Below are 16375 nucleotides of genomic sequence, written 5' to 3'. Positions count from 1 at the left end.
TGCGTGCTGCGCTGTTTCAGTGCCCTAACGCTGGGCTTCTTCGATGTGGCCGGGCACGTTGCCCTGAATGACCGTGCCCTGAGCGTTTCAGTGCCCTAACGCTGGGCTTCTTCGATGTGGCGGCTCCCTCAATTCCGGCTACGTTTACGGCGTCAGTCGTTTCAGTGCCCTAACGCTGGGCTTCTTCGATGTGGCTCTGCCGATTTCTGCCACCAGAAGATGACGTGGCTGTTTCAGTGCCCTAACGCTGGGCTTCTTCGATGTGGCGTCTGCTTCCCAGCGAGAAATCAGCGACTGGTGCCGTTTCAGTGCCCTAACGCTGGGCTTCTTCGATGTGGCGCGTTCAAGGAGCCGAACATCATCCTGCGCGAGACGTTTCAGTGCCCTAACGCTGGGCTTCTTCGATGTGGCCCGGGCTTCACCGGCGCCCCCAGTCCCCGCGAATCACGTTTCAGTGCCCTAACGCTGGGCTTCTTCGATGTGGCTGCCTAAGCCCACGCGCCTCATTTCCGGGCTGCTGGTTTCAGTGCCCTAACGCTGGGCTTCTTCGATGTGGCACCTCTCACACCTACCTGCCGCTTTCGGCTTGAACTGTTTCAGTGCCCTAACGCTGGGCTTCTTCGATGTGGCTAGGCCATTTTGGGAGTGCCGTCCGGGTTATAGACGTTTCAGTGCCCTAACGCTGGGCTTCTTCGATGTGGCGCGTTCAAGGAGCCGAACATCATCCTGCGCGAGACGTTTCAGTGCCCTAACGCTGGGCTTCTTCGATGTGGCCCGGAGAAGGTGGAGGAGAAGCGGGAGCCGAGGCGGTTTCAGTGCCCTAACGCTGGGCTTCTTCGATGTGGCGGGGCCGGGGTTGGTCAGCAGCAGCGTGGTGGTCAGTTTCAGTGCCCTAACGCTGGGCTTCTTCGATGTGGCCCGGGCTTCACCGGCGCCCCCAGTCCCCGCGAATCACGTTTCAGTGCCCTAACGCTGGGCTTCTTCGATGTGGCGAACGCGATCAGGGCCAGCACGAAGGCCTGACTCCAGGGCATGGTTTCAGTGCCCTAACGCTGGGCTTCTTCGATGTGGCTCGAAGCAAAAGCCCAGGCCCTACTCAGCCCCGAACTGTTTCAGTGCCCTAACGCTGGGCTTCTTCGATGTGGCCCGGCCCGCTGTTGATGGCCGTGTCCATATGGACCAGTTTCAGTGCCCTAACGCTGGGCTTCTTCGATGTGGCCGGCTGAGGCTCAGGCCGGGGTTTTTCCGGCAGCGGCAGTTTCAGTGCCCTAACGCTGGGCTTCTTCGATGTGGCGCAGGGACGCCCACACGAACCGCCCCGTCAGTTCCTCGTTTCAGTGCCCTAACGCTGGGCTTCTTCGATGTGGCCCCGCCACGCCCGGTTACGCCGCGTACATGGCAGAGTTTCAGTGCCCTAACGCTGGGCTTCTTCGATGTGGCCCGCTCTGGCCTTCGACCAGACGCCGATTGACTGTTTCAGTGCCCTAACGCTGGGCTTCTTCGATGTGGCGGTGCTGCCCAACGGCGATGAGTGGGTCATCTACACGTTTCAGTGCCCTAACGCTGGGCTTCTTCGATGTGGCTGCCGCGCACCGTGCCGCGCTCGGTGTCCAGACACTGTTTCAGTGCCCTAACGCTGGGCTTCTTCGATGTGGCCTTCCAGACGAACATGATCTTCGGGGCGCCTTCGGGTTTCAGTGCCCTAACGCTGGGCTTCTTCGATGTGGCCGTGCCGTTTCCTTCGGCGTGGGTGGAGATATGAATGTTTCAGTGCCCTAACGCTGGGCTTCTTCGATGTGGCTGCGGTGGAACAGGCCGTGCAGGAACTGGACCGTCGTTTCAGTGCCCTAACGCTGGGCTTCTTCGATGTGGCACTTTGCTCAGGGCCTTTTGCGAGCGAGCCTCACCGGTTTCAGTGCCCTAACGCTGGGCTTCTTCGATGTGGCCAAGCACCTGGCGCTGCATGGCGGCCGGGGACCGAAGTTTCAGTGCCCTAACGCTGGGCTTCTTCGATGTGGCGGCCCACGAGCACGCCGACCAGCAGCGCGAGGAGCAGTTTCAGTGCCCTAACGCTGGGCTTCTTCGATGTGGCCGTGCCGTTTCCTTCGGCGTGGGTGGAGATATGAATGTTTCAGTGCCCTAACGCTGGGCTTCTTCGATGTGGCCGCTTATTTCACGCGTTTTCTCAAATTCATTTGGGCTGTCATGTAGCGCGTGATGCCTCCATCACGGCAAAAGTATAGCCTGTCCATGTTGGTCGCAAATGACAGGAGAGACGTTGGATAGGGCCATTTGCGGTGTGTCTGACACACTCTTATTTTCCATGAGGAGCGGATCTCTGGGTTGCTCATCACCGAAAAGCGGCAAAATTGCCGTGACAACGCTTCGCAAATCAGGCGGCTCTGCGTGCAGCCTCAGCTTTTGCGAACGGGTCACAGCGTATCTCCGCAGAAGTTCCTCAGTTCGCATTCCAAGCATTTTACCGTTTTTGAGGTGGGAGGCGGGCACCGCTCAAGCTCAATGAAAGCGCGCACTTCGGCAATCGCTTGAAGGGTACGCCTTCGCAATCGGGTATCTATGGGGACGGTATGGGTTTGCCGGGTGCGGCTCGAGTGCCAGTACCCATAGGGGCAAGTCAGCCCCAGTTCGGCCTCAACGAGCAGGGCGTAGGCACACAGCTGAAGTTTGTGTCCGGGATCGGGTGAGCGATGCGTGTGTTTGAACTCGACTGGGTATGCTTCCTGTCCATTCACAATCAGCAAGTCCAGTTCGCCATTTAGGCCCAAGGCAGAGTTGGTGAGCCGCACGTCGTACCTTCGCTCGCCTTCGGCCAGGTCATAACGTGAAAGGGTACGCCGCCTTTCTTTGACCAGTTCGGTCTGATGTTTCTCGCGCCCGTGCATCATCAAGATGGTTTCGCGCCGCCTGACCGGGGTGCAGCGTTCAAAGAACACCACGCGGGGACAGTAATGCCATTGCCGCAGTTCGGTGGGGGTGATGAGGAGCGCCTCAGTCATCTTCGGGCACCTGAAAGATGATGGTGGCGTCGTCAATCTGCCACTGCTCCAGTTGCAAAATCGCTATCAGTCCGCCGCTGTCCCCAAGTGCCTTTTCCAGTCGCGTCTCTAGTTCACGTCGCGCCGCGTGGGTGAGCTTGCCCTGATAGGCACTGTACTGCCAGCGGGCGAGGCCGTAATCCTTGCAGGCGTTCATGACCTTGGTGCGGCGTTTGTCGTCCTGCACGTCGTACAGCACCAGTGTCGGCTGACCCGCTTTGCGTTCATCTTGAATGACTTTGACCATGTATCGTCACCAGCTCGCCACGTACACGGGGTAATCACCCTCGTCCCGCAGGAAGGTCGCCAGTTTGCGGGCTTGCATGACCATGATGTTTTGCAGACGGAATTTCTTGCTGCCCACGTTGTCGCGGGTGTCCAGCCGGTCATTCACCGCCGTGGCAATCCGCTTGCGCGTTTCGGGCGTCAATTTGCCGTGTTCGTCCAGTTCGGGTCGCCAGCCGCGTCCCAGCAAGGCCAACGTGGGCCGGTCAACGCAGGCGGCGCGGAACCCTTCCACAAAGTCCAGCACCAGCGAGGGTTTGCCAGGTCTGTCGGTGTGCAAAAACCCGGCAAATGGTTCAAGGCCCACCGTCGCCAACACGCCTGCCGCCCGCGCATAGAGAATGCCGTAGCCGTAGTTCAGGGTCATGTTGGTAGGGTCGGTTGCTCCGCGCCCCGTACGACCTGGAAAGCCGAGGTCGGCGGGCAGCATGGCGGCGATGGCCCCCCAGTACACCACGCCGCCCCGTCCCTCGATACCCAGCAGGACATCGCGGACTTCATCGATGTTTGCGCCCTGAATGCCGTCCAGTTCGGCCTCCAGTGCTGTGAGGCTGGGCAGTGCCCTCTGTATCGCTTCGTAGGCGACGGGGTCGGCCTCCTTGCGGTACTTGCCGAAGTATTTCAGCAAGCTGGCCTGATTGCGGAGGCGGGCGCGAATGGCGTGGCGGGCGACCTCCAACCCAGCAGGCGTGAGGTAAGCCGTCATCTGGGCGCGGCGGGTGCTGACGGTGCCGACCAAATATGGGCTGCTGAATTTGGCATACGGCGCACCCAGTCCATCGACAAGGTCAATCTGCACGCCAAACTTGGCACAGGCGCGAATGGCCTCGGCACTGAGGGTACAGGCGGTGGTCGTCACCGTGACCGTTTGCAGGTCACGCAGGGCGACTTCCTGCGGTTCCTGCTGCGGCACTTGTAGGCGCAGGCGTTCGCTGCGAAGGGCCAGAAAAGTGCCACGCTCCGAGATGATGAGATTCATACGGGGAACGTGGCACGAGGGGGCGTCACTGGATGACGCTTAGAAATGCCTATCTTGGCCCACTTATGGTGTGCAAAAATTAGCCCATGACTCAGGCCCATAGAAAACATGTCGTCTTTGATGCACAGGTGATGAAGTTTCTAGAGGATTATCAGACTCGCCACCGCCTCCCTTCCTTCAGTGCGGCAGTCGAGGCAGCGGCGGCGGCCCTCAGGGAACAGGAACTCAAGCGCGAATACGAGCGTTTTGCCAGCGACTATGCTGCTGACCCTACCGCTCAGGCCGAGGCCGAAGCCTGGTTGGGGCTTCCCATGCAGGAGCAGGAATGAGGCGCGGCGACATCTATCAGGTCAACTTTGAACCGAGTGTGCAGGGTGAACCCGCCCGAACCCGCCCCGCTGTGCTACTGACCAACAACCTTGCGAATGAGACTTTGCCTCATCTGGTCGTCGCGCCAATCACCAGCAATGTCAGCCGCGAATATCCGTTTGATGTAATGCTCCCGGCGGGAACGTGTGGCCTGCCCGAATCCAGCCGCGTGCAACTCAACTACGTTCGCGGCCTGAACCGCACTCGCTTCGGCAACTATTTGGGAAGTTTGAGCGCGGCTCAACTGGAAGACGTGGACAGAAAGCTGAAGGTGCATCTGGGGCTGGGCTGAAGTCAGCCTACCCGCTCATACACCGTTGAACGCTTGCTGGAGCGCGTCATGCGGTAGGGCACGAGTGCCGACACCACCACACGGTCAGGCGTGGCTTTGTCAAAGGTGCTGATCTTCTCCCACGTCATCTTGGGGCCGTAGTCGTCCAGGTAGTGCATCACCGCGCTGCCCCCCGCCATACGTCCGTCACCTGTGTGAGCGACAAAGTGCGCGTTCAGGTCAGGCATTTCGCTTTGTTGCAGCCACTGCATGAAACCGCCACGTTTACCCAGCATGTTTAGACGCAATAGCAGTTCCGATAGGGTTTGGCGCTGCTCCGCCGTCAGCCCAGACACTTCAAAGGCGAGGCGCAGTTCGCCACGAAACTGGACATATTCGCGGAAGGCCACCGTCGGCTTGAAAGGGTTGCCCGGTTCGGCAGTTTTGGGTGGACGCTGTACCTTCACAAACGAATTGGTCACACAGGCCCACTGCGGCGGACTGCTCCGCATCTGGAGGCCGCGTAGCCAGCCGAAGACTTCTTGCGCGAAAGCCACACCCTGCCAGTTCACCGCTACATCAATCAGGGCCGTCTTGACCGCGTAAGGGCTGGGCACCAGCAGCGATTTGCCCGCCGCGCTGGTGGCCTGCGAGTCCTTCAGGCTGAAGAGGGCCGTCGGTTCGTAGGTTGCCACCAACCAAGTCATACCGTGATTTCGCTCATCTTTTCGGCAAACTGCGCCAGAGAGCCGAAGTCGTGAACACCCACCGCCTTGCCGCTCATCTTCTCCAGCGCAGCTGCAATTCCTTTGACTTGCGCGGCGAAATCGTCGTTCAGGGCACTGACGGTTGGCGCAGGCACGCTATGGTCACTGGTGGTAATCACGCCCTGAAAGTCGGTGAGGTGAGGGCTTTGGGTATTCCGCATAGCTCCCCCTGGGTGGAGGAAAGTCAGCGTCAACGCTCGCAGCACGGCCCGCAACCGCTTCTGCCGTTCTTCTTCGCTAATCGCGTATTCGCGGGTAATGTCGTTCAGGCCAATGCGGTGGGCTTCCACATGAGCTACCAGAGCGTACTGTCCGCTGGAAGCAGGACGGTGGAAGATGGCTTGGCCCTTGTTGCTGCCGTCATCCGCGTCGGTTTTTCCGCGACCCTGCGGGTCATATTTGACGTGAAAGTAACTGCCTGTCTTCACTTTTTCGGGCACGCCCGGAACCCACGAAAATTCCACCACGCTCTTGCGACCCAGTGCGCGGTTTCCCTGAGTAATCAGGATGCCCGCTACATCATCAAGAGCGCAACTGACGGGCAGAAGGTCGAGAATCTCGATATTCGACTTGCCGTTGATCGCTTTCTCAAAGGCGGGGTCGGCGTTCAGACGGTTGGCATTGAGCGTCTGGCAACCTGCGCACAGCGTCAGCCCTTCTTCCTTAGCGATGGCCTGAAAATGCTCGGCGAAGATGTGCTTGAACATGTCGCCTGACACAGCGTTGACGGGGTGCAGGTTGCCGTCCTTGTCCACCACGTCCACCATGCGTGTCTGGATGTGGTTGCCTTCTCCGCCTTCATTGTTCAGCGAGTGCAGGTTGAGGGTGGCAAGGCCGGAGATGGAGAGGGTGCGTAGGGTCATTCGTTTTCCTCCTGATTTTGATGGTCGTTGTCTGGCGTCGGAGTGGGTTCAGGTGTCTCGTCCTTTGGCTCCTTGGCGTAGCCATAGGCGATCAGCAACATGGCGACCATCTGCGGGTCATGCTCGTCCAGCAGCTTGCCTACTGCCAGCAGGTCTTCCGTGGTCACGGGGGCGCGGCCTTTCTTGCCTCGGTCAGCGGCGCGAAGGTTTTCGGTCATGTACTCGGCAACGAACTCGGACAATGTCGCCATGAACTTGACCTTGGTCACGGCGCTCCGCTTCAGCTCTTGCGCCAGCCCGTAGTGCACGTCGTAGGTACGGTCATTGCCCAGTTTGCGCGAGTAAAGCGCCGTACGAGTGGCCCTGCGGATAGCACCCGCCACGCTCTGAAAGCCTGTGTCGGAAATGATGCTCGTAATGTCGTTTTTTCCCATATTGTTCAGTACCCTCCCTAGGTGTTCGGTTTGCACCCACAGCGCGTATTTGCCCTTGTCTGCCAGCCGCAAAGCATGCGGCCCGTAGTCCGACAGGAACTCTAGGAAAGCCCGCACATCCTGCCCGCTGAGAAAATCGCGGTACTTTTCGAGCAGATTGCGTTCTTCCGAATGACTTTCGTCGAGGTTACGAATGATTTGGCGATGCTCCTTGAGGATGTCCAACCACTCGCTCTGTCCCGCATCGTCTTGCAGATTGACCCAGTGCGGCAGGGAGATGAAGGAGATGTTGGTAACGCCTTTTGCACTGCCTAGATTCTGAAAGTAGGCGGTCTGAAAACCGGTGACCACTTCTGCGGGATTGAGCCAGTCGGCGTCCTGCAACTCGTGATACTTGAGCAGCGTTTCCGTGAGCGTCAACGCAGCCAGAATGTCCACCTGAATGGCTCCGCCGCCTATAAAGCTCGCCCGAAAGTCATTCATCAGCCTTTCCAGCGCGTCAATCTCAATATCAGCGGCTTGGACCACCAACACCTTGAGGTCTTTGCTGCCCCTCGGTGTTACCGCGACTGCCCCTACGAACCAGCCTGCGTACTTCAGGGTTTCCAGCACCAGCGGCGCTTTCTCCTGCCCCATGCCAATCGTGTTGGCTTTGGGCGAGTTCATGCCTTTGCCGGTCATAGGGTTAAAAATCTGGACGATGGAAACTTCGTTGGCCTTATTGCCCTTCAGCCGCTTTTTAAGGGCTGCCGTCGCTATTTCAGAAGGCAAGCCGCCGCCACTGAACGCTTCCAGCGCAATCTGAATATGCTCGGCGCGCCGCTCAGAGGCCAGTTCACGGTAAGCCGAAGCGTAGCCGCTGGCGTTAATCGGCTTGAGCATGTCCACCAGACTGGAAAACAGTGAGTAGTTGGGACTCGGTGGCGGAATGTCGTCGGCGTAACGGCCCGCTCTGGCTTCAGTCTTATTGGCGGCTTGCCACTTGAAAAACCTTTCCCTAGCGGCCCTTTTCTTCTCATAATCGTAGGAGTCAGCAGGTGCGTCTTTGTCCTTTTCAGTCTTGATGTACTCGTAAAGCTGCCCCACATTCACGCTTAAATCTGGCTCTGCCGACTCCAGAATGAAGGCGTCTCGACTGCTGTCTAGTCGCAGCCCTACGGGTTGTCCTCCTGTGAAGGCAGTCAGCAACTTAGCGAGACCCAATGCGGTCAGGCTGTCAGCGTAGGTGCCCTGCACGCGGGGAACGGTATAGGTGTTCAAGAAACAGCCTCCTGTAAGCGCACAGCTTCGAATGAACGGGTGTCACCCAAGCGTAACGTACGTGAAGCGAGGGTGTAGACCAACCATGCGAGAGGGTCGGTGGGTGAGAGGGACAGGGGCCTCAGCGTCGCCTTGACGCCACCACGTTGCAGCCTGTCCATCACGGTTGGGTCAAGCTCGGCTGCTGCGATGAGCGTAAACACCCGCTGGGCTTCAGCTGCCGCACCTGCGTCCAGCTTCCAAGCGCTTGTCTCGCCCGTCGCTGCGGCAGAGTGGTGCCGTGTCACTGCGCCCGCTACGCCGTAGGCCACGCTTCTGGCGTTCTTCTCACCTAAACGTTTCCGCAGTACCTCGCCAAATGCTGCCATGAACACAGCAGCCGACTCGCCCGCGTGCGGTGGTCGCTTGCCGCCCTTGTCGAATGCCTGATTCCGTTCCTTGTCATATTTGGGGTGGTAATCGGTGTGGGCGCAATACTCGCCTACTGTCTGAGTCTTGGCGACGCTTTTGCCGTCCCAGAGGGTCTGCTGGCCGTAGTTCGCCACCTGCAACGCCTGCCAGCCCCGCGTCCACCGCTGCCAGCCTTCCGATAACTTCCCAATATCGTGCGCGGCGATGGCGGCCTTGAGAGCCAGCTCGGTCGTGCCATCAGGTAATTCGAATTTCCTGTCCACCTTCGGGCAGATATGCCATACGTCCTTCGCGTGTTTCTGCGCGGAAGCGAGTACCCGCTCAATGTGTTCTTGATAGGTCTCATAGACGTACCAATAGTGACCGCCTTCTCCCGTTGGGCGTGGGTTGTGCGCTGCGGGGATATCTTCCAGCCTCACACCCAAGCGGCCGCCTTCGGGAGCGTCCCAACGAAAGCCCTCTTCGCGGTTGTAGAAGACGAACTCGGGATTCACCAAGACCAGTGTCTGCCCTTGTAACTCTGCCGCACTCGTCACCGGAATCCAGTCCAGCTTGGTGGGCTGGCGGATTTCGCTTTCCGCAGATTTGGGCTCAGGCTCCACTTCACGCGGAATCTTGACCAGCCAGCTTTCACCAGAGTAGTCCGGCCCCCGTGCTTCCCGGTTCCTTTCCAGCGCGGCGAAATCCACTCTCGTTACACCTGACGGCCTGACAGAAAGTATGAGAAAGCGTTCCCGATGCGGATGCTTTTTGTTCGTGACAACAGAAACACTCCTTGGGGACGCTCCTCGACTCTACCAGTCTGTCTTCGATCACGTCAAAAACGCCTTCTGGAACGATATCCGGAACGCTAAAACGTGTGCCTGGATGGTTGCCGCACTCATTCTCTCTCGGCGAGCCACGCCATCAGCGTGGCTTCCTTATTTGCCTGCTGGGCGATATGCCCAGAGCATAGAACGGCAGATTGTGCGCTGGCTCGATAACAAACACATCAATGCGACCGACATCTACGGCCCAGCCGTCATGAAGGCTTTACGCCACTGGGGGCCACACGTCCTCAAATTGGCCTTGGACACCAGCATGCTGTTCAACACGTACTGCATGATCCGCATCTCCATTTTGTTCCGTGGACGAGCGGTTCCGCTCGTCACCCGAGTCATCAAGCATGCCAGCGCACAGGTCAGCACCGAACAATTGACGCCGATCATTGCCCAGGCCAGGGGAATCCTTGCGGCGGCAGGCATCGACAACGTGAGGTTCCTGGCTGATCGAGGCTTTTGTGATGTCGAGTTGATGGATTTACTGTCTCAGTGCGGATGGAACTATATCATTCGCATCAAATCCAGCCTGCTGCTGTGTGCAGCAAACGGGCAGAGGCTGTGTAAAGTGGGTGAGGTCGCTCTTCAAGTTGGCGAAGCGAAGTGCTTCCATAACATGCGACTGACAGGCCAAAAATATGGCCCAGTACATCTGGCGCTTGCTCGTCCCGCTCATGGGCAGGACACCTGGCAAGTCGTGAGCAATGAGCCGACCAGTCTGGAAACCTTGGAAGTCTACGGTGAACGCTTTGGTATCGAAGAAGGCTTCCTGGACGATAAAAGTGGACTCTTCCAGTTGGAAGAGTCCATGTTGCGCGATGAAGGAAAATTGGAGAGATTGTGTCTGATTCTTTCGTTGGCAACGCTCTTTCTCGTATCTGAAGGTGATGCCTGTGTCGCACAAGGCCACCGGAGACTCGTTGATCCGCACTGGGAGCGCGGTATCAGTTTCCTCAAAATCGGTATGAATCGCATCAAACAGGCACTGTCTTGGGGTGAACAGGTGTTGAAGCAGGTCGCACTGATCGGTGGGCCTGATCCCGCCCCGCTCGGTCATCGGAAGCAAAAGAATCCTGACCCTTTTGACTGCTTTAACTGTGTGTGGGTGCTGATTTCCGCTCCGCCCTCATAAAATCTGTCAGGCCGTCAGCACTCCTGAGCCAAGAGAGGGGCGCGACGCGCCCCTCTTACGCCCTATCCAGCGGTTTCAGAACAACTTGGACAGCTTTGCCTTGATTTCATCGAGCCAGCCTTTTCCGCCGCCTCCCCCAGCCGTCTTTTGCTTGACTTTCTTGAGTTCAGCATACAGGGGCTCAAAGTCCTTCTTCTTTCCATAGCCCAGCAGTTCTGCCATTTCCAACTGCTGCCGCGCTTCGTTCAATAATGTCTCCAGGCGCTCATTGGACGCTTCGCTGCGCTGACCATCTTCTACCAAGGTCTCGGCGCGCTGCAGGAGCAGCTTCGCACGCAGGACGGGCAGCGGAAGCACGCTGCGCTCCTCGACCAGCGTGCTGAGCGCTGCCTGCAGCGCGGCTTTGGCTTCTTCAATCTTGCCCTGATCGATCAGCGGCACGACTGACTTCACGGCTGCGGGATAGGACGCCAGAGGGATGCTGGTGACCGTGATCACGATTTCACTGGCCAGCAAAGCCAGCAAGTGACGTGCCTGTTGCACCTCGCCATGTTTGAGGGCATCCAGCGCCTCGTCGGTCATCGCCTCAATGGTTTCCGTGTTGGCGAACAAGTCGTGCACGATGGTGAGCACATCAACGGGGGCCAGGGCGAGCGTGGGTTCGCGCGCAACGATCAGCTCCAGCTTTCCCGTCACTTCGGCCAGCGTTGCCAATGCGCGTGCAGCGTCATTGCCGTCAAGTGCGGCCAGCGCTGATTTGGTCAGCGCCAAGGCCGAGACGGCCTCATCGAGGACTTGTTTACGTTTGTCTGCCACCTGCGAGTCCGTTTCCTTCTGAACCTCAGGCTGTACCTCCGTGACGACTTCAGGCTTGGCCTCTGGAGTGACAGGAAGGCTGCTTACCGCGGCCTGTTCGTTTATTTCTTTGCTCGTCGCATTGGGATTCGATGTTTGCTCGTTCATGGTGATATGCCTCGTATGAGTTAGTGAAAATAGGCGAATCTATTGGGGCTGACTGCGGACATCGCGAGACTGACCGACCGAACAGTCGGCCCCTTCATCACCTCAAAACAGCTTTTGGAGGCGCGTCTTCAACTCGTCGAACCATCCCTTGCCGCTTTTGCCACCAGCCGACTTTTGCTCAATAGCCTTCACCTGATCGAAGATGGGCTTGAAGTCCGCCTTCTTGCCATAACCCAGGATCTGCGCCAGCTCGATTTCCGTGCGCACGTAGGCCAGCAGGGCGCTGAGCTCCTCGTTCTGCTTGGCATTGCGCTTGCCGGTCTCGGCCAGCTTTTCCGCTTTTGCCATCGCGGCTTCGGCCCGTAGCACGGGCAGAGGAAAGGCGACCGAGGTCATCACCAGCGTGTTCAGCGCTCGGGCGAGCACCGCCTTGGCATCGTCAATCTTGCCGCTGTCGATGAGCCGTGCGGCCGACTTGATCGCTGCCGGGTACGTTGCCATCGGCAGGTTGTCGGTTTCGATCACGATTTCGCTGGCAAGATTGGCAACAATGGGCCGTGCCTTTTGCACCTCGCCATCATCCAACAACTCCCGAGACAACTTGACCGCTTTCTTGACCGATTCCACGTTGGCGTGGATGTCATGGGTGATGACGCGTACATCGACGGGCGCCAAAGCAAGTTTGGCGTCGCGTGCCAATACCAGTTCCAGCTTTCCGCTGGCCAGTTCCAGCGCAGCGAGCGCCTCCTTGGTCTTCCTTGCATCAAGGAGGATCAATGCCTCATGGGTCTTGGCCAGCGCAGTGATTGCATCTCGGGCGAGTTTGGCGCGCTTTTTCGCGGCTTCCCGGGCGACCTTGTCATCTACCTGTGGCTGCGCCGCTTTGGATGCGGCAGAGGGTGCTGCAGCACCTGGTCTAGAACCTGCCGCCGATTGGGCCTGGGCCGGTCCGCTCAGTCCGACGACGACCGCCAGGGCAAGTGCGGAGAAGGTTAATTGGGGCTGTTTGATATTCATGATCCTGGGCTCCTGATTGAAGTTAGTTGACTGAGATTTCAATCTGTTTCGGTTTGGCTTGCTCGGCCTTGACAAGCCGCACTTCCAGCACGCCGTCTTTCATGGAAGCCGTCACCTTGGTCGGATCAACGTTGTCAGGCAAGACAAAGCTGCGCACAAAGCGGCCATACGCACGTTCGATGCGGTGGAACTTCTTGCCTTGCTCCTCTTTTTCCAGTTTGCGCTCGCCGCTGATGGTGAGCACGCCGTTTTCCGCGCTGACGCGCACGGCATCCTTGGGGACCTCCGGCAGATCCAGTTTGAGGATGAATGCGTTCTCATCCTCGCTGATGTCCACCATTGGTGCCCAGTCCGCCGTGGTCATGGCTTCGTTGCCGGTACGGGCGCCCTGTCGCTGGGGTGTCCGTCCGAACATCGTCGCCAGGCGGTTTTGCAATTCATCCAGTTCCCGGAAGGGGTCCCACGGAGTCAATGCAGACATATCGGTTCTCCTTGAACAATGCCGGCGAATTGGATGACGCACCGACAGAGCCGCCGGTTCACTCTGAACAGAGCCTACTACTTTTCGTTTCTATCAAGAACAAGTCCTTGGGTCAAGGGTGCATCTCGGTGAAATGGGATGATGGGGTATGGACGCAGCAAAAGAGAAGGAAGTGCTGATGGCGGTCATGGCGCGGCATGTGGAGGAACTGACGGAGGCATCAGAGGGGAAATTCAGCGGTATCTGATTAGCGCCTGAGTGCCATGAGGACATCAACGGGGTCATGGCCACGAAGACGAGCGGTCTCGGTGACGGATTTGATGCGCATGTAGGTGGTGGCTCCACGCTCGTTCTTGCTGCACTGAGAGACTTTCCGGGCTAGGACGACACTGCGTAACTGACGTTCAGCGGCATTATTCGTGGGTGGCAAACTCGGTTTCTCCAGAAACAGTAACAAGCGACCCCTTTGATGCTGTTTCCAGAGTCCCGCTCGGAGCCGTTCGCTTTCCTTCGTTCGCAGATCAGTGCGTTTCAGCAAGCGGTTCACCAAGCGCCGCACTCGATCAGCCCGAATACGAAAGTGCCGTTCATGACAGCGTCCTTCCACAAAATCCCGGTGAACCGTCATGGCCTCCTGGAAGGCCGCTTTGAGTTTCAGGACATATGCCAAGGCTCGTCCAGCACGGCCTTGCACTTGCTCCGCAACATCGCTGATGTTGCGGATGACGTGGGACAGGCACTTTTGCTGAGGAACTTCAGCGAACTGCTGTGCGTCATAGGTGACGAAGCGGTCACAGATCAGTGTCCCAGCAAAACTGTCTTTCAGGACAGCGTGCAACTCCGCCGCCGTGTGCCTGCGATTGGCTTTGAACAGGGCCACGTCCTCAGAACGGTAAGCATTCACCCACGCCTGCTGGCCGTTCATGCGCCAACCCGTGTCGTCGTGGTGGACGTACGCCGCCCCTCGCAGGCGTTCTTCCAACGCGAGAACGTCCTCTGCCAACAGTCCACCATCCTGAGCAAGCCGCTGTGCGGCTTGATTGATGGCCCCCTGCGTCAATGACAGACCCACCGTCATCGCCAGTAAGCGGGGAATCTTCCGCTCTGACACGCCCAATTCATGATGCAGGGTTTGAACCACCGCCGCCAGACGTGGCCCAATTCGGTGCGCGGTCGCGCCACACTGTCCAGCCGCCAGGTCAGGATGTTCCCCACGTACCTTCTGCCCGCACTGCGGGCAGATCATCACAGGCACGTTGTACACCGTCACCTGACCACGCATCCCAGCGGGCAACTCCGTGATGCTGGCCTTCTCGAAGTGGCTCAATTGCAGTTCACCCAAGAAGTCGCAGGCCGGGCAGCGGTTCGGCACTGAGACAGTGATTTCTTCGGTGATGCTCTCTGGCACTTGACGATAGGTGAATGTCCCCTGCCCTGGTTTGCGTCCTGGGCGTTGGGGATCGGCTTTCAGCGCTTCACGGCTGTGAGGCGCGGTGTACTTCTTGCCCTGGCGCTCCAGATCGTTGATGCGCTTCTTCAGTCGCGTGTTCTCTTCGCGCAGACGAGCATTTTCTTCCCGTAACGCTTGGTTCTCCGTTTCGAGGTCTTTGACTCGCTGCGTGAGTTCCCCGATTTGTTGCTGCAACTGGCGGACGACTTCCAGTAATTCCGCTACAGTCGTCGCCGCCTCCATATCTCACAGCTTAACCGCTGCCCCCCTTCCAGGTGCGCTAATCAGATACTGCCAGTGTTTACTGATTTGATGCCAGAGATGAGGCGGCTCTCAATAAGCTCGCGCTGAATCCGGTATAAACGCTGACGAATCTGATGCATAGATAGGGGATACATGGTATAGCCAGCATCTGTCTGCTTGCCCGTATAAAGTCTTAGTATGTGGCAAAGCTGCTCTGCACTATCTGGCGGCCTGACAAACTTGATGAGAAAACGTCCCCGATAGGGGACAATTTCTGTTTGTGACGACAAAAACTTTCCTTGGGGACGTTCCCCGACTCTACCAGAATGTTCGCCCCTTCCTGAGTACCCTTCCCTGGAACGATGTCCGCAACGCGGACACCTGCGCTTGGCTTATTGCAGGCTGTCTGGAAAGCCAAACCTGCTCCATTCCTGCGTGGGTGAGCGGACGAATCTCGAAAGCGCAGTTTGCGCAAAGCCGAGAGATTCAGGGCCGGAGGTTTCTGGAGAACCCGAAGGTTGATCCCTTCGAGACCTACGCGCCGCTCGTCTTCCAAGCTCTTCAACATTGGGGCGAGCACCGTCTGGTGCTCGCGTTGGACACCAGTATGCTCTTTGGGAACTTCTGCCTGATTCGCTTTGCGGTTCTTTTCCGTGGACGCGCTCTTCCACTGCACCAAGAAGTGATCGAACACGAAAGTGCCCAGGTTTCGACCCGTCAGCTTCTCCCCCTGCTCGCCCGTGTCAAAGGCATCCTTGACGTGCTCGGTATTCGTAACGTCCGGCTCCTTGCTGACCGGGGTTTTTGTGACACTGAACTCATGGATTGGCTCTGGGCCTGTGGTTGGCACTACCGCATCCGTATCAAGTCGAACCTGATCCTTGCTGACCTGAAGGGTCAGCGCCTGTGCAAACTGGACGAAATTCGACTTCAGCCCAGAGAGACCCGGTGTTTCCACAACGTCGCGATCACTGGGCAGGTTTTTGGCCCAGTCCATGTGGCGCTCGCTAGACCGACAGACGCTCAGGAGCAGTGGCAGGTCGTGAGCAGTGAGCCGACTGGTCTGGAGACGTTCGCCGAGTACGGCGAACGCTTCCAAATCGAAGAGGGCTTCCTGGACGATAAAAGTGGTCTCCACGGGCTGGAGTCGTCGAAGCTGCGTGATGTCGCGAGCCTGAATAGGCTCGTCATGATTCTGGCGCTGGCCACGCTCTTCCTGATCACCAAGGGCGTGCAAATCGTTGCCGAAGGCAAACGGCGGATGGTGGATCCGCATTGGCAACGCGGACTGAGCTATCTCAAAATTGGGGAACGGGCCATGCGCTGGTTGCTCAGTCGCGGCCTCGAAGTGTTTACCCACCTGGCATTGCCAGGTGGGCCAGATCCAGAAACTCTGGGCAAACGGAAGAAGAAATGCCCTGACCCCAGCACGCTCCTGGAAGTCGGCTGGACGCTGGTTTTACGCCCTCTCTCATAAAGTTTGTCAGGCCGCCAGCTCGTTACACTCAGGCGCTCGAGTCTGTTGACTTCATCCCATGTGCTCAGGTCGGTGTTCGGCCTGACCAGCAACAGGCTG

General features: G+C 58.2%; 15 protein-coding genes and 1 CRISPR repeat array (1 of these 16 only partly in view). Of the genes, 4 read left to right on the top strand and 11 right to left on the bottom strand.

Annotated features, from left to right (window positions below; genetic code table 11):
- Positions 1 to 2165: direct repeats of the CRISPR family, unit length 37 nt; unit sequence GTTTCAGTGCCCTAACGCTGGGCTTCTTCGATGTGGC (it extends 1294 nt beyond the left edge of the window).
- A gap of 267 nt (positions 2166 to 2432) precedes the next feature.
- The 3 genes from cas4 to cas1 are packed head-to-tail and all read right to left on the bottom strand — an operon-like array spanning position 2433 to position 4320.
- A complete protein-coding gene (gene cas4 / locus G6R31_RS03805) occupies positions 2433 to 3017 on the bottom strand; it encodes a CRISPR-associated protein Cas4 (protein WP_017871689.1) in 585 nt (194 codons plus the stop codon).
- Positions 3010 to 3303, bottom strand: a complete 294-nt coding sequence (gene cas2 / locus G6R31_RS03800; RefSeq protein ID WP_017871690.1) for a CRISPR-associated endonuclease Cas2 — start codon at positions 3301 to 3303, stop codon at positions 3010 to 3012. Before cas2 ends, cas4 begins: the two co-directional genes overlap by 8 nt.
- A 6-nt stretch (positions 3304 to 3309) precedes the next feature.
- Positions 3310 to 4320: a CRISPR-associated endonuclease Cas1 gene (gene cas1, locus G6R31_RS03795; protein WP_017871691.1), complete on the bottom strand. Its 1011-nt coding sequence runs from the start codon at positions 4318 to 4320 to the stop codon at positions 3310 to 3312.
- An 86-nt stretch (positions 4321 to 4406) separates the two neighbouring features.
- On the opposite strand from cas1, the gene G6R31_RS03790 reads away from it, so the two are divergent.
- Complete coding sequence (locus G6R31_RS03790) at positions 4407 to 4649, top strand: hypothetical protein (protein ID WP_114671448.1); 243 nt, start codon at positions 4407 to 4409, stop codon at positions 4647 to 4649.
- Positions 4646 to 4981 carry a type II toxin-antitoxin system PemK/MazF family toxin gene (locus G6R31_RS03785; RefSeq protein ID WP_017871693.1) on the top strand — a complete coding sequence of 112 codons (336 nt, stop codon included), beginning with the start codon at positions 4646 to 4648 and terminating at the stop codon, positions 4979 to 4981. Before G6R31_RS03790 ends, G6R31_RS03785 begins: the two co-directional genes overlap by 4 nt.
- A 2-nt stretch (positions 4982 to 4983) precedes the next feature.
- On the opposite strand, the gene G6R31_RS03780 is transcribed toward G6R31_RS03785, so the two are convergent.
- The 4 genes from G6R31_RS03780 to G6R31_RS03765 are packed head-to-tail and all read right to left on the bottom strand — an operon-like array spanning position 4984 to position 9384.
- Complete coding sequence (locus G6R31_RS03780) at positions 4984 to 5667, bottom strand: hypothetical protein (protein ID WP_029732643.1); 684 nt, start codon at positions 5665 to 5667, stop codon at positions 4984 to 4986.
- Positions 5664 to 6590, bottom strand: a complete 927-nt coding sequence (locus G6R31_RS03775) for a DevR family CRISPR-associated autoregulator (RefSeq protein WP_017871695.1) — start codon at positions 6588 to 6590, stop codon at positions 5664 to 5666. The genes G6R31_RS03780 and G6R31_RS03775 overlap by 4 nt, the downstream gene beginning before the upstream one ends.
- Positions 6587 to 8284 carry a hypothetical protein gene (locus tag G6R31_RS03770; RefSeq protein WP_225983199.1) on the bottom strand — a complete coding sequence of 566 codons (1698 nt, stop codon included), beginning with the start codon at positions 8282 to 8284 and terminating at the stop codon, positions 6587 to 6589. Before G6R31_RS03770 ends, G6R31_RS03775 begins: the two co-directional genes overlap by 4 nt.
- Positions 8281 to 9384, bottom strand: coding sequence for an HD domain-containing protein (locus G6R31_RS03765; protein WP_017871697.1), 1104 nt, complete (start codon positions 9382 to 9384; stop codon positions 8281 to 8283). The genes G6R31_RS03770 and G6R31_RS03765 overlap by 4 nt, the downstream gene beginning before the upstream one ends.
- Before the next feature lie 178 nt (positions 9385 to 9562).
- Here G6R31_RS03765 and G6R31_RS03760 point away from each other — a divergent pair, with 178 nt between their 5' ends.
- Positions 9563 to 10645 (top strand): transposase, encoded by a 1083-nt coding sequence (locus G6R31_RS03760; RefSeq protein WP_225983198.1) that lies wholly within the window; start codon positions 9563 to 9565, stop codon positions 10643 to 10645.
- Between the two features lie 75 nt (positions 10646 to 10720).
- Here G6R31_RS03760 and yfdX2 read toward each other — a convergent pair whose 3' ends face one another.
- The 4 genes from yfdX2 to tnpC all read right to left on the bottom strand — a co-directional run bounded on the left by yfdX2 (position 10721) and on the right by tnpC (position 14799).
- On the bottom strand, positions 10721 to 11608 hold the full coding sequence (yfdX2, locus tag G6R31_RS03755) for a heat resistance protein YfdX2 (RefSeq protein WP_025566609.1): 888 nt from the start codon (positions 11606 to 11608) through the stop codon (positions 10721 to 10723).
- A gap of 102 nt (positions 11609 to 11710) precedes the next feature.
- Entirely contained in the window at positions 11711 to 12625 is a 915-nt protein-coding gene (yfdX1, locus tag G6R31_RS03750) for a heat resistance protein YfdX1 (protein ID WP_025566607.1), read from the bottom strand.
- 22 nt (positions 12626 to 12647) lie between these two features.
- Entirely contained in the window at positions 12648 to 13106 is a 459-nt protein-coding gene (hsp20-GI, locus tag G6R31_RS03745) for a small heat shock protein sHSP20-GI (RefSeq protein WP_025566605.1), read from the bottom strand.
- A 247-nt stretch (positions 13107 to 13353) separates the two neighbouring features.
- A complete protein-coding gene (gene tnpC, locus G6R31_RS03740) occupies positions 13354 to 14799 on the bottom strand; it encodes an IS66 family transposase (RefSeq protein WP_017871705.1) in 1446 nt (481 codons plus the stop codon).
- Positions 14800 to 15079: 280 nt separating this feature from the next.
- On the opposite strand from tnpC, the gene G6R31_RS03735 reads away from it, so the two are divergent.
- Positions 15080 to 16276 carry a transposase gene (locus G6R31_RS03735; RefSeq protein ID WP_081703130.1) on the top strand — a complete coding sequence of 399 codons (1197 nt, stop codon included), beginning with the start codon at positions 15080 to 15082 and terminating at the stop codon, positions 16274 to 16276.
- Positions 16277 to 16375: the final 99 nt, after the last annotated feature.

This window comes from Deinococcus wulumuqiensis R12, assembly GCF_011067105.1.
Taxonomy (GTDB): domain Bacteria; phylum Deinococcota; class Deinococci; order Deinococcales; family Deinococcaceae; genus Deinococcus; species Deinococcus wulumuqiensis.
The sequence above is the reverse complement of the archived record's forward strand: the minus strand, read 5'-3'. Positions and strand labels throughout refer to the sequence as shown.

What these genes read in the sequence shown, in the direction of transcription:
- cas4 (WP_017871689.1), bottom strand. Translation starts at nt 3,017, where the DNA reads ATGACTGAGGCGCTCCTCATCACCCCCACCGAACTGCGGCAATGGCAT.
- cas2 (WP_017871690.1), bottom strand. Translation starts at nt 3,303, where the DNA reads ATGGTCAAAGTCATTCAAGATGAACGCAAAGCGGGTCAGCCGACACTG.
- cas1 (WP_017871691.1), bottom strand. Translation starts at nt 4,320, where the DNA reads ATGAATCTCATCATCTCGGAGCGTGGCACTTTTCTGGCCCTTCGCAGC.
- G6R31_RS03790 (WP_114671448.1), top strand. Translation starts at nt 4,407, where the DNA reads ATGACTCAGGCCCATAGAAAACATGTCGTCTTTGATGCACAGGTGATG.
- G6R31_RS03785 (WP_017871693.1), top strand. Translation starts at nt 4,646, where the DNA reads ATGAGGCGCGGCGACATCTATCAGGTCAACTTTGAACCGAGTGTGCAG.
- G6R31_RS03780 (WP_029732643.1), bottom strand. Translation starts at nt 5,667, where the DNA reads ATGACTTGGTTGGTGGCAACCTACGAACCGACGGCCCTCTTCAGCCTG.
- G6R31_RS03775 (WP_017871695.1), bottom strand. Translation starts at nt 6,590, where the DNA reads ATGACCCTACGCACCCTCTCCATCTCCGGCCTTGCCACCCTCAACCTG.
- G6R31_RS03760 (WP_225983198.1), top strand. Translation starts at nt 9,563, where the DNA reads ATGGTTGCCGCACTCATTCTCTCTCGGCGAGCCACGCCATCAGCGTGG.
- yfdX2 (WP_025566609.1), bottom strand. Translation starts at nt 11,608, where the DNA reads ATGAACGAGCAAACATCGAATCCCAATGCGACGAGCAAAGAAATAAAC.
- yfdX1 (WP_025566607.1), bottom strand. Translation starts at nt 12,625, where the DNA reads ATGAATATCAAACAGCCCCAATTAACCTTCTCCGCACTTGCCCTGGCG.
- hsp20-GI (WP_025566605.1), bottom strand. Translation starts at nt 13,106, where the DNA reads ATGTCTGCATTGACTCCGTGGGACCCCTTCCGGGAACTGGATGAATTG.
- tnpC (WP_017871705.1), bottom strand. Translation starts at nt 14,799, where the DNA reads ATGGAGGCGGCGACGACTGTAGCGGAATTACTGGAAGTCGTCCGCCAG.